At 71.9% G+C, this 12012-nt stretch carries 10 protein-coding genes and 1 other RNA gene; 2 read left to right on the top strand and 9 right to left on the bottom strand.

All coding sequences use genetic code 11. From position 1 onward, the window contains the following. Positions 1-35 precede the first annotated feature (35 nt). Positions 36-1262 (top strand): MFS transporter, encoded by a 1227-nt coding sequence (locus AB0898_RS26785; RefSeq protein ID WP_366805549.1) that lies wholly within the window; start codon positions 36-38, stop codon positions 1260-1262. A gap of 72 nt (positions 1263-1334) precedes the next feature. Here AB0898_RS26785 and ssrA read toward each other — a convergent pair. The 5 genes from ssrA to ftsE form a co-directional block, all read right to left on the bottom strand. Beyond that, positions 1335-1703, bottom strand: a transfer-messenger RNA (tmRNA) gene (ssrA, locus tag AB0898_RS26790). A gap of 105 nt (positions 1704-1808) precedes the next feature. Further along, the gene (gene smpB, locus AB0898_RS26795) at positions 1809-2348 is read right to left on the bottom strand and encodes an SsrA-binding protein SmpB (RefSeq protein WP_366805550.1); all 540 of its coding nucleotides are present in this window, start codon (positions 2346-2348) and stop codon (positions 1809-1811) included. Between the two features lie 67 nt (positions 2349-2415). Further along, complete coding sequence (locus AB0898_RS26800; protein WP_366805551.1) at positions 2416-3591, bottom strand: S41 family peptidase; 1176 nt, start codon at positions 3589-3591, stop codon at positions 2416-2418. Between the two features lie 68 nt (positions 3592-3659). Beyond that, positions 3660-4580 (bottom strand): permease-like cell division protein FtsX, encoded by a 921-nt coding sequence (gene ftsX / locus AB0898_RS26805; RefSeq protein WP_366805552.1) that lies wholly within the window; start codon positions 4578-4580, stop codon positions 3660-3662. Between the two features lie 34 nt (positions 4581-4614). Further along, entirely contained in the window at positions 4615-5304 is a 690-nt protein-coding gene (ftsE, locus tag AB0898_RS26810; protein WP_018549716.1) for a cell division ATP-binding protein FtsE, read from the bottom strand. 233 nt (positions 5305-5537) lie between these two features. Between ftsE and AB0898_RS26815 the strand changes: the two genes are divergently transcribed. Further along, positions 5538-5732, top strand: coding sequence for a hypothetical protein (locus tag AB0898_RS26815; RefSeq protein ID WP_366805553.1), 195 nt, complete (start codon positions 5538-5540; stop codon positions 5730-5732). A 113-nt stretch (positions 5733-5845) separates the two neighbouring features. Here AB0898_RS26815 and AB0898_RS26820 read toward each other — a convergent pair whose 3' ends face one another. The 4 genes from AB0898_RS26820 to AB0898_RS26835 form a co-directional block, all read right to left on the bottom strand. Further along, positions 5846-6649, bottom strand: a complete 804-nt coding sequence (locus AB0898_RS26820; protein ID WP_366805554.1) for a hypothetical protein — start codon at positions 6647-6649, stop codon at positions 5846-5848. 324 nt (positions 6650-6973) lie between these two features. Next, the gene (prfB, locus tag AB0898_RS26825; protein ID WP_366805555.1) at positions 6974-8080 is read right to left on the bottom strand and encodes a peptide chain release factor 2; all 1107 of its coding nucleotides are present in this window, start codon (positions 8078-8080) and stop codon (positions 6974-6976) included. A gap of 682 nt (positions 8081-8762) precedes the next feature. Beyond that, positions 8763-9983, bottom strand: coding sequence for a serine/threonine-protein kinase (locus AB0898_RS26830; protein ID WP_366805556.1), 1221 nt, complete (start codon positions 9981-9983; stop codon positions 8763-8765). Positions 9984-10225: 242 nt separating this feature from the next. Next, positions 10226-11932 carry a serine/threonine-protein kinase gene (locus tag AB0898_RS26835; RefSeq protein ID WP_366805557.1) on the bottom strand — a complete coding sequence of 569 codons (1707 nt, stop codon included), beginning with the start codon at positions 11930-11932 and terminating at the stop codon, positions 10226-10228. Positions 11933-12012 lie beyond the last annotated feature (80 nt).

Here is a 12012-nt window from a genome sequence, read left to right on the forward strand (position 1 = left end):
GACGCGGGCCGGTGCGCCAGGCGAACGTGCATGTCATGCCCCAACCGACCAGTTACCGCACCCTGTTCACCCTACCCGGCACCCTCGCCTTCACGCTCGGCAACCTCGTCGCACGGCTGCCGATGGGCATGTTCTCGGTGAGCGCGGTCGTGATGATCGCGGGCGCCCGGGGCTCGTACGCGCTCGCCGGCGCCGTCACCGCGGCAGGCCTGGCGGCGACGGGTCTGGCCGGCCCCTGGACGGCACGGCTGACCGACCGGTACGGCCAGGCGCGTATCGCCGTGCCCGCGACCCTCACCTCGGTGGCGGGCAGCGTGGCCCTGCTGCTGTGCGTGCGCTTCGGCGCCCCCGACTGGACGCTGTTCGCCTCCTACGCCGCGACCGCCGCCACCCCCAACATCGGCGGCCTCTCCCGCGCCCGCTGGGCCCATCTCCTGCGCGACGACCCCGACGCCCTGCACACCGCGAACTCCTTCGAGCAGGCCGCCGACGAGCTGTGCTTCATGCTGGGCCCGGTCCTGGCGTCCTTCCTGACCGGCACGCTGTTCCCGGAGGCGGGCACGCTCGTCGGGGCGGTGCTCCTGCTGACCGGGATGCTGGTCTTCACCGCCCAGCGCGGGACGGAACCCCCGCCCATGCCCCGCTCCACGGCCCCGGCCCCGCTCCGCAGCCGGGGCGTCCCGCCCCTCCTGGCGACCTTCGTGGCCACCGGCGCGATCTTCGGCTCCCTGGAGGTGGTGACGATCGCCTACGCCGACGCCCACGGCCACCGCGCGGTGGCGGGCGCGATCCTGGCCCTCCAGGCGGCGGGCTCCTGCGCGGCGGGCCTGCTCTACGGCGCCCTGAAACCGACGGGCTCCCCCGCCCGGCGTCTCCCCTGGTGCCTCCTGGCGATGACGGCCCTGATGACCCTCCCCTGGCTGACCGCCACCACCACCGGCACCCTCACCCTGCTGGCCCCCACCCTCCTCCTGGCCGGCATGGCCACCGCCCCCACCATGGTCACCGCCATGACCCTCCTCCAGACCCACACCCCACCCGACCGCCTGAACGAGGGCATGAGCCTGGCGGTGACCTCCCTGCTGACCGGCATCGCCTGCGGCTCGGCGACGGGGGGCTGGGCGGTGGAACACCTGGGCGCCGGCACCGCCTACACCCTGCCTGCGGGCGCGGCGGCTCTGGCGCTGCTGATCAACACGGCGACCCGGCTCGGCACGACGGCACCGCGCGACACGGCGCTGCGAAGCAGTACGACGGCATGACGAAGGCCCCGTCGCTCGGAAGCGACGGGGCCTTTGCCCACATGGGGTGCGGAAAGCTCGGGAGCTTTCCGATCGTGGAGATGGCGGGAATCGAACCCGCGTCCACCGGTGCGGAAACAGGGCTTCTCCGTGTGCAGTTCGCTTCGATTTTCTCGGCCCCGGAGATCACGCGAACAAGTCTCCGACGGGCTCAGTCACTGTGAGATTTCCCTCTTCACCCCGTGACCGGGATCAAGGTTTAGTCCCCTAGCTGATGCCAGGATCCGGGTCGGGAACAGCCCCGGGCTGACACTTCGCAAGTCGCTACTTAGGCAGCGAGGGCGAAGGAATCGCGCTTGGTGTTGGCGATTATTTTTTTCGGCCTGTGGTTTACGAGATCATGGCCGCTTTCTCGACACGCTTCCCCTGCTTCGACAGCCGCTGTCGAAACCGATCATCCCCATGTTGTTTTTTCAAGTGCCCCCGGTGAGGGAGGCGCGCACCCGCTGTGAGGTGCAGGTGCCATCGTAAGGGAACAACGGCACGGCACGCCAGCGTATTCCCCGCTCAGGCGCGCTGGCGCCGCTTCGCCGCCGCGATCGCGCGGTCCGACTCCCGGCGGTCCTGCTTCTCCCGCAGGGTCTGCCGCTTGTCGTACTCCTTCTTGCCGCGCGCGAGCGCGATCTCGGCCTTGGCCCGGCCGTCCTTGAAGTAGATCGCCAGGGGCACGATGGTGTGACCCGTCTCCTGGACCTTGGAGGCCAGCTTGTCGATCTCCTCGCGGTGCAGGAGCAGCTTGCGCTTGCGGCGCACGGAGTGGTTGGTCCAGGTGCCCTGGAAGTACTCCGGGATGTGGGCGTTGTGCAGCCAGGCCTCGTTCCCGTCGATCTGGACGAAGCCGTCGGTCAGCGAGGCCCGCCCCTGGCGCAGCGACTTCACCTCGGTGCCGGTCAGGACGATGCCGGCCTCGTAGGTGTCGATGATCGCGTAGTCGTGCCGCGCCTTCTTGTTCTGCGCGACCATCTTGCGCTTGCCGTCCTTGGCCTTCGCGGCCGCCCCGCCCTGCTTGGGCTGGGACTCCTTCGGTACGTACATTCCCTTGCTCATAGTGCCCACATTTTCTCACCGGACAGGGGGTGCGAGGGAAGCGTATTTACGTGCCCGTACGGGGTGTCTACGACGGGTCGCCCAGCCCCGTCAGCACCGTCTCCGCCCGCTCCAGCGCCCCCGCCCCGGCGTCCAGGTCCGGGGTGATGCCCCGGCCGTCCACGGCGTGACCGAGCGGAGTGCGGTAGTGGCCCACGGTCAGCTCGGCCACCGAGCCGTCGGGCAGGTCGGTCGGCATCTGGACCGAGCCCTTGCCGAAGGTGCGGGAGCCGATCACGACCGCCCGGCCCCGGTCCTGGAGCGCGCCGGTGAGCATCTCGGCCGCGCTCATGGTGCCCCCGTCGACCAGCACGACCAGCGGGCGGGCGGTGTCCCCGCCCGAGGCGGCGTGCAGGGCGCGCTGGGCGCCGTCCACGTCGTAGGTGGCGACCAGGCCGCCGTCGAGGAAGGCGGAGGCGGTGGCCACGGCCTCGGTGACCAGGCCGCCCGAGTTCCCGCGCAGGTCGAGCACGACCCCGGCACCGGCGGGCGCCCGGCGCACGGCGGCGCGGACGGCGTCGGCGGAGCCCTTGGTGAAGGCGGCGACCCGGACGGCGCAGACGCCGGAGACGGGGTGGGTCACGGTCACGGAGTCGGTGGACAGCCGCGCCCGGTGCAGGGTCAGGCTCCACTCCCGCTCGCCGCGCCCGAGCCCGAGCACGACCGGCGTTCCGGCGGCCGCGTCCTCCGCGTCACCGCGCAGCAGGGAGACGACCTCGGTGACCGGGAGCCCCTCCACCGCGCGGCCGTCCACACTGCGCAGCCCGTCGCCCCGGCGGATGCCCGCACCGGCCGCGGGCGAGCCGGGCTGGACCCGGGTCACCTCGACCCGGCCGTCCCGCGTGCGCCGCGCCCACAGCCCGACGCCGGTGTACTCGCCGTCCAGGGCCTCCTGGAACTCCGCGTACTCGCCGGAGGAGTAGACGGCGGCCCAGCGGTCCCCGCTGCGGCTGACGGCCCGTTCGGCGGCCTCCGTCGGGGACTCGCCCGCGGCCATCGCCTCGGCGGCGGCCCGGCGTACGGCCTCGTGGCGGGCGGCGACGGACGGCGTGCTGTCGTGTACGGCGCCGCTCTCGCGGTCCCGGCCGTCCCCCGGCAGCGCGCCGGTCACCGCGCCCGCCGCGAGCACTCCCGCGAAGAACAGGGCCAGCGCGGCCCCGCGGCGGTTGCGGCGGGGCCGGCTGAACAGCTCACGGCCTGACATGGCGGTGAGTCTAGGACAAGGCGAAGGGCCGCACGGACGGATGTCCGTGCGGCCCCTCTTGGTATGTGTCACACCTTCAGGTACTTGCGCAACGCGAAGAACGCGGCAAGTGCGGGCATCAGCACGCTCGTGGCGAGGATCAGCGGCAGCTTGGTCAACACCGCGTCCCAGCCGACGAAGTTGATGAGCGTCAGCTTGTTCGACAGGGCCATGCCGTGGTCGATCGTGAAGTACCGGCCGACCACCAGGAACACACAGGCGAGGGAGCCGCCGATGAGTCCGGCGACCGCGGCCTCCATGATGAACGGCGCCTGGATGTAGAAGCCGGAGGCGCCGACCAGGCGCATGATGCCGGTCTCGCGGCGGCGGCTGAACGCGGACACGCGCACGGTGTTGACGATCAGCAGCAGGGCGACGATCAGCATCATCGCCATGACGCCGAGCGCCGCACGGTTCATCAGGTTGAGCAGCTGGAAGAGGTTGTCCAGGATGCCCTTCTGGTCCTGCACCGACTGCACGCCGTCACGGCCGTTGAACGCGGTCGCGATGACCTGGTACTTCTGCGGGTCCTTGAGCTTGATGCGGAAGGACTCCTGCATCTGGTCCGGCGTCAGGGAGCCGACCAGCGGGGAGTTTCCGAACTGCTCCTTGTAGTGCTTGTACGCCTGGTCCTGCGACTCGTAGGTGACCTTCTGCACGAGCGTGGTCATCTTGCCGAGGTCGGAACGGATCTGCTTCTTCTGGTCCTCGGTGACCGCGCCCTTGGCGCAGTTGGCGTCCGACTGCGCGTCGCTCTTGTTGCACAGGAAGATCGAGACGTTGACCTTGTCGTACCAGTAGCCCTTCATGGTGCTCACCTGGTCGCTCATCAGCAGTGAGCCGCCGAACAGGGCCAGGGAGAGGGCAACGGAGACGATGACCGCGAAAGTCATCGTCAGATTGCGGCGGAGACCGACACCGATCTCCGACAGGACGAACTGGGCGCGCATGGCGTCTGGTCGAGCCTTTCCGTCGTGAACTTGCTTAGTGCTGGTAGCCGTAGACGCCGCGGGCCTGGTCGCGCACCAGGCGCCCCTTCTCCAGCTCGATGACGCGCTTGCGCATCTGGTCCACGATGTTCTGGTCGTGCGTCGCCATGACCACCGTGGTGCCCGTCCGGTTGATGCGGTCGAGCAGCTTCATGATGCCGACGGAGGTCTGCGGGTCGAGGTTGCCCGTGGGCTCGTCCGCGATCAGCAGCTTGGGCCGGTTGACGAAGGCCCGTGCGATGGCGACGCGCTGCTGCTCACCACCGGACAGCTCGCCCGGTCTGCGGTCCTCCTTGCCGCCGAGCCCCACGAGGTCGAGGACCTGCGGCACGGACTTGCGGATCTCGCCCTTGGACTTGCCGATCACCTCCTGGGCGAAGGCCACGTTCTCCGCGACCGTCTTGTTCGGCAGCAGCCGGAAGTCCTGGAAGACCGTCCCCAGCTGGCGCCGCATCTGCGGCACCTTCCAGTTGGACAGCCGGGCGAGGTCCTTGCCCAGGACGTGCACCTGGCCGTGGCTGCACCGCTCCTCGCGCAGCAGCAGCCGCAGGAAGGTGGACTTGCCGGAGCCGGAGGACCCCACGAGGAAGACGAACTCGCCCTTCTCCACTTCCAGGGAGACGTCCCTGAGGGCCGGCCGGGTCTGCTTGGGGTAGACCTTGGAGACACTGTCGAATCGGATCACGGATGCACCACGGGTCGCCGGGGGTAGATGAGCGTGACCATACGCGAACCGGCCGCGCCTACGCAGGGCCCGGTCGCGTTGGGCGACACTTGTGCGTTTTTGTACGGGCCGCCGGGCAGGCTTTCCCGGGCGCACGCGCTCTTTCGGGGGGAACCTGGCAGAGTGGAGGGGGGAACGTTCTGGTTCCCCATGACGTTGTACGGGGTGAGGGCCTGCACGAGGAGGGCGAGCGCATGACGTACGACCGGTTGGTGTGCGCGAACTGCGCGGCTCCCGTGAGCGAGGGCCGGTGCCCGGTGTGCCGGGCCAGCCGGGAGCGGCTCCAGCAGCAGAACTTCCTCGCGGGGCTGAACCCGGTGGCGCTGATCGCGCTGCTCGCGGTGCTGATCGCCGCGGTGGCACTGCTGGCGCACCAGACGGGGCTGTAGCGGGCGGCGCGGGAGCGCGCGGCCCGGCGGCCGCACAGGACGCCGGAAGGGCCCGGAGCATGTGGATCATGCTCCGGGCCCTTCGCGTCATGTCAGGGGGCTGCCGTGACCGCTCAGGCGGCCGTGCCGCCCCGGCCGCCCGCGAGGCGCGGCAGGAAGCGGAAGGCGACGCCGCCCGCGATCATCGTGGCCGCGCCGGCCAGCAGGAACATGGTCTCGCCCGCACCGGTCTCGGCCAGCTCCTTGTCGTCGCCGCCCTGCGGGGCGGCGTCGGAGCCGGTGTCGGTGAGCGCGGAGGTGCCCGCCTCCTGGGCGGCGTTGTCGTTGCCGCCGCCGTCGGGGGTGTTGTCGTTGCCGCCGGTGGCGGAACCGCCGCCGGTGGAGCCGCCGTTGCCGCCGGTGCCGCCACCGTTGCCGCCGGAGGTGTCGCCGCCCGTGGAGGAGGTGCCGCCGGTGGTCGTGGTGGAGCCGCCGCCGTTGCCGCCGGTGGTCGTGGAACCGCCGTCGGTGCCGCCGGTCGTGGTGGTGGAGCCGCCGTCGGTGCCACCCGTGGTGGTCGTGGAGCCACCGTCGGTGCCGCCGGTCGTGGTGGTCGTGCCACCGTCGGTGCCGCCGTCGCCGCCGCCGATGATGCCGCCGAGGACACCGCCGTCGGTGGTGGCGCCGCCGTCCGTCGTCTCGCCGGTGGTGCCACCGTCGGTGGTCTCACCGGTGGTGCCGCCGTCGGTCGTCTCGCCGGTCGTGCCGCCGCTCGTGCCCGGGTCCGGGCAGTTCGGGTCGACGCCGACGGTGCAGGTCGGGTCCGGGGTCGGACCGGGGTCGGCCGTCGCCACACCCGTGATCATCAGGGACGCCCCGGCCGCCACCACGGCACCGGCGGCGATCCGCGCGACGCGTATCCGCGTCTTCTTCGTCATTGGTTGCTACCCCCAGTAGCTGAATCGTCCATGAGGCCGCGCGTGGGACTGGCCGTGCTCGACGGAGGCAGCGGAAGGCCCCGGAACCGACGTACGCGTACGTGCCGTTCCCGGGCCATCTCATTCCCCCGGTTCACATGCGCCCCAACGGATGCGCATACCGCGATTCACCATTCCCATTTTTCAAAGCAACGTCAAGGCCGTTGCGAGCGCAATGTCCGATGGGGGGGTGTATGCCGGGAGTTGAGGGACTCAACTGTGACGTAAAACGCCGGACATAAGACAACTGCCGCCCTCAGGACGGCAGTTGTCTTATCGACAAACTTACTTCTCCTGCTGCTTGCGCCAGCGAATTCCGGCCTCCAGGAAGCCGTCGATCTCGCCGTCGAGCACGGACTGCGGGTTGCCGACCTCGAACTCGGTGCGCAGGTCCTTGACCATCTGGTACGGGTGCAGGACGTACGAACGCATCTGGTTGCCCCACGAGCTGCCGCCGTCGCCCTTGAGGGCGTCCATCCTGGCGCGCTCCTCCTGGCGCTGGCGCTCAAGGAGCTTGGCCTGGAGGACGTTCATGGCCGTGGCCTTGTTCTGGATCTGCGAGCGCTCGTTCTGGCAGGAGACGACGATGCCGGTGGGGAGGTGGGTCAGACGGACGGCGGAGTCCGTCGTGTTCACGCCCTGGCCGCCGGGGCCCGAGGAACGGTAGACGTCGACGCGCAGGTCCGACTCGTCGATCTCGACGTGGTCGGTCTGCTCCACCACCGGGAGCACCTCGACGCCCGCGAAGGACGTCTGGCGGCGGCCCTGGTTGTCGAACGGCGAGATGCGCACCAGGCGGTGCGTGCCCTGCTCGACGGAGAGCGTGCCGTAGGCGTACGGGACCTGGACGGCGAAGGTGGTCGACTTGATGCCGGCCTCTTCGGCGTACGACGTCTCGTAGATCTCGGTCTTGTAGCCGTGGCGCTCGGCCCAGCGCAGGTACATGCGCTGCAGCTGCTCGGCGAAGTCGGCGGCGTCGACGCCGCCGGCCTCGGCGCGGATGTTGACCAGCGCCTCACGGGCGTCGTACTCGCCGGACAGGAGGGTACGGACCTCCATCTCGTCCAGCGCCTTCTTCACCGCGGTCAGCTCGGACTCGGCCTCGGCGCGGGTGTCCGGGTCGTCCTCCTCCTCCGCCATCTCGAAGAGGACGGAGAGATCGTCGATCCGGCCGCGCAGCGCTTCCGCCTTCCGCACCTCGGCCTGGAGGTGGGAGAGCTTGCTGGTGATCTTCTGCGCCTCGTCCGGGTTGTCCCAGAGGGACGGCGCCGCCGCCTGCTCCTCTAGCACGGCGATGTCTGCCCTCAGCTTGTCGAGGTCCAGGACGGCCTCGATCGACTCCATGGTCGAGGAGAGGGACTTCAGCTCTTCGGATACATCGACGACTGCCACGCTCCCAGCGTAACGGCTCCGCCGGGTGCGGAGGTCCGGTGGCTGAGGGTGCGCTCTTGGTGCGGGGTGTCGCGGCGACCGTCCTGGGGGCTGCCGCCCCCAGCCCCCCGCTTCGGCCCTGAAGGGGCCTCGTCCTCAAACGCCGGACGGGCTGGGTGGTGCCGAGCTTGGCTGGGAAGCGAGGGCAGGACGGCGCGCCGGTCGCCGTGCCAGCCGCTCGCCCGGCCACTCGAAAGCCCGCCTGGCGCCTGGGCGGCACCGGCCACCCGACACCTTGAGCGGCCGCCTCCCCACCCACCGAGACAGACCAGGCGATGCGAGCCCCCTCCCCCGCCTTGAGCAGTCACCACTCCACCCGCCAAAACGGCCACGCGCCACCGGACACCCACGCCTTGGCAGTCACCACCCGACCTTGAGCCGTCACCCGCCCGCCCACCGAGACAGCCGGGCGGCACCAGACGCCCCACCACCTTGAGCAACCGCCTCCCCGCCGGAACGGCCGTTCGTCCGCCGCGCCCTCCTCGCCCGCCTCCGCCGCGACCGCCTGGCGCCGGGTGCGCCACAGCTGCCCACACAGAGACGACCGGCACTGCCAAGCGCCCCACGCCTGATGCCTCGCGTTTCTGCCGACCGAGACGGGTGGGTGGGTGGGAAACGGGGTCTGGGGCGGAGCCCCAGGGGGTCAGGGGGTCGACGTCGTCTGGGTGTCCTGGGGTGGGGTGTCGGCCGTGGAGGTGGACCAGATTCCGTAGCCGACCGCGGCGACGAGGAGCGTGCCCGCGATCGTCAGAGTCAACTTGCGGCGGCGGGCGGCGGCGCGGTGGCGGGCTGAGCCGGGGCGGGGGGCGCCGGAGGGGCGGGGGGCCCGGGCGGTGCCGTGGGCGCCGCCGGCCAGTTCGTCGGGGGCGGGGACGCGCATGGAGGTGTGGGTGTCGCGGTTGGAGTCGGGGCGGGAGCCGGGGACGAGGGAGACGGCGCCGCGGCGGCGGGCCGGGGTGCCCGGGGCCGTGGGGAGCGGGTCGTCCGCGAGGGCCTCCGCCGTCTCCGAGTCCGGCTCGTCCACCTCCAGCGGGGGCAGGCCCGCCAGGGAGGGGAGCTGTTCACGCAGGCGGGTGGCCAGTTCCGAGGCGCGCAGGCGGGAGGCGGGGCCCTTGGCGAGGCACTGGACGATCAGCTGCCACAGCTCCTCGGGGATGCCGGGCAGCGGGACGACCGTCTCGGTGACATGGCGCCGCAGGACCGCGCCGGGGTGGCCGCCGCCGAACGGGGTGAAGCCCGCGAGGAGTTCGTACAGGACGGTCGCCAGGGCGTAGATGTCCACGGCGGCGCGGGGCGGGAGGCCCTCGACGATCTCGGGGGCGAGATAGTCCGGCGTGCCGATGATCTTCGTGGCGCGGGTCCGCTTCGGGGTGTCGATGAGCTTGGCCACGCCGAAGTCGGTGAGCAGCGCGGGGTGGGCGCCGCCGGGGCCGAGGGGGCCGCGCATGTCGAGGAGGATGTTCTCCGGCTTGACGTCGCGGTGGACGACGCCGGCGGCGTGCGCGGCCGCGAGGCCGTCCGCCACGTCGGCGACGATCGCGACGGCGGCCTCGGGCGAGAGGCGCCGCTCGCGCTCCAGACGGGTGCGCAGGTCGGTGCCCCGGACGAGGTCCATGACCAGGGCGAGGTCGTTGCCGTCGACCACCAGGTCGCGCACGGTGACGATGTGCGGGTGCTCCAGGCCGAGCAGTGCCGTGCGCTCCTGGACGAAGCGTCCGACCAGCTCCTGGTCGGACGCGAGGTCCTCGCGCAGCAGCTTGACCGCGACGGGTCCGTCCGGCCCCTCGCCCAGCCACACCGTTCCTGCGCTGCCCCGCCCCAGGATCTGGTTCGCGGTGTACCGGCTGCCGATCTTCCGTGCCAAGACTGCTCCTACAGACGCGCGTTGCCGCCGCCGCGGCATGCCGGGACGCGGGGCACGCCGCGGCCCCGCCCCGGGCCCCCGGACGACACACGAGGACTCCAGGGCGACAAAACTACGCGTCCGGCGGGGTCACCTTCACCGTGGAGCCGGAAATCACCCGCTGGATGTCGACAAGTCCCCAGAGCCGCGTGGCCGGAGTCACGCGGCCGGGGTCATGTGAACGGGGGCCACGTACGGACGGCTCAGCCGCCCGACGAACCGTCCGAGGAGCTCCCGAGGCCGCTCACCCAGTCGTACGCCTTGCCCACCCAGTCGCTCAGCTGGTGCCAGTAGCCCTGGCCCTGTCCGACCCAGGTGTGCAGCGGGGTCAGGTCCCAGATGAGCCAGCCGGCGACGAAGAGGATCACCAGCGTGAACAGGCACCCCTTCAGACAGCCGAGGCCGGGGATCTTCATGGGGTTGGCGCCGCGCTGCCGGGGTGCCCGGGGTTCGGGCGCGGGCCGCTGCGGCGCGGGGGGCGCGTAGCGCTGCTGGGGCTGGGGCGGCGGGGCGTACTGCTGCGGCTGCGGGGTCTGGCGGCGCTGCTGCGGCTGCTGCGGACGCGCCTGCGGCGCCGGGTGGGGCTGGTGCTGGGGGCGGGCGACCTGCCGCTGGGGGCGGCGGCGCAGCGGGTCCTCGTCCGGGTCGACGTACTGGACCTGGGTCTGGTCGTTGCGGTCGCGGGCCGCGCGCAGCTGGGTCTGCCAGGGGTGCGGCAGGTCGGGCGGCCCCTGCTGGTCCTGGCCGGGACCGCCGTACGGGCCGTACTGGCCGGGCTGGTTCTGCGGCACCGGGGGCATGACGGCCGTCGGGTCGGCCGCGCCGGCGCCGCTGCTGGGCAGCACCGTGGTGGCGTCGCCGGAGCCGGGGAAGCCGGTGTTGGGCAGGACGCTGGTGGCCGCGTTCGGGTCGTAGGCGCCGAACGGGCCCTGCCCCGCGTTGGTCGGCAGCACCTGGGTCGGGTCGGCGGAGCCGGGCACGCCCGGTACGGCGGCCGGGTCGGGGTCCGGGGCGAGCAGCGCGCCCACGCCCTCGGCGGCGGCGATCTGCGCGGGGTTGGCGTGCACGCCCACGCCCTCGGCGACGACGCGCAGCGCGCGGGCCAGGTTCTCGGCGCTGGGCCGCTCGGCCGGGTTCTTGCGCAGGCAGCGCTCTATGACCGTCCACAGCGGGTCCGGCACGGTGGAGGGGCGGCGCGGCTCGGCGCTCAGGTGCTGGTGGAGCACCTCCAGGGCGGTGGCGCCGGAGAACGGCGGGCGGCCGGTGAGCAGCTCGTAGAGCAGGATGCCCGCGCCGTAGATGTCGACGGCGGAGGTCTGCGGGCGGCCCTCGGCGGACTCGGGCGCGACGTAGGCGGGGGTGCCGACGAACTCGTGGGTGCGGGTCAGGCCCGGGGAGTCGGCGAGGCGGGCGATGCCGAAGTCGGTCAGCATCGGGTGCATCTGCCGGTCGTACTGGCGCAGCAGCACGTTGGCGGGCTTGAGGTCGCGGTGGACCACCCCGTCGGCGTGGCTCGCGGCGAGCGCGTCGGCCACCTGCGCGGTGAGCAGGGAGGCGGCGACGGGCGAGAAGGGGCCGTTCTCGCGCAGGTAGCGGTGCAGGTCGGGGCCGTCCACCAGGTCCATGACGAGGGCGAGCAGATCGCCCTCGACGACCAGGTCGCGGACCTGGACGATGTTGGGGTGGGTGAGCCGGAGCAGGACGGAGCGCTCGCGCAGGAAGCGCATCACGATGTCCGGGTCGCTCGCCAGCTCCTCCTTGAGGACCTTGATGGCGACGGTCTCGCCGGGCGCGCCCGGTACGGCCGCCTCGGCGCCCGCGGTCTCCCTCTGCCGGGCACGCCAGACCGTGCCCGTGGCGCCGCGCCCGAGCGGCTCCTCAAGCAGGTATTTACTGCCGACTGGCCGCACGTCACGCGCTCCCTGCTGCTTGCTGACTGCTTGCTGGCTTTGCTTGCTGGCTTTGCTTGCGCGCCGGTTCTCCCGGCGTT

Origin of the sequence: Streptomyces sp. NPDC005435, assembly GCF_040703155.1 — a bacterium.
Taxonomy (GTDB): domain Bacteria; phylum Actinomycetota; class Actinomycetes; order Streptomycetales; family Streptomycetaceae; genus Streptomyces.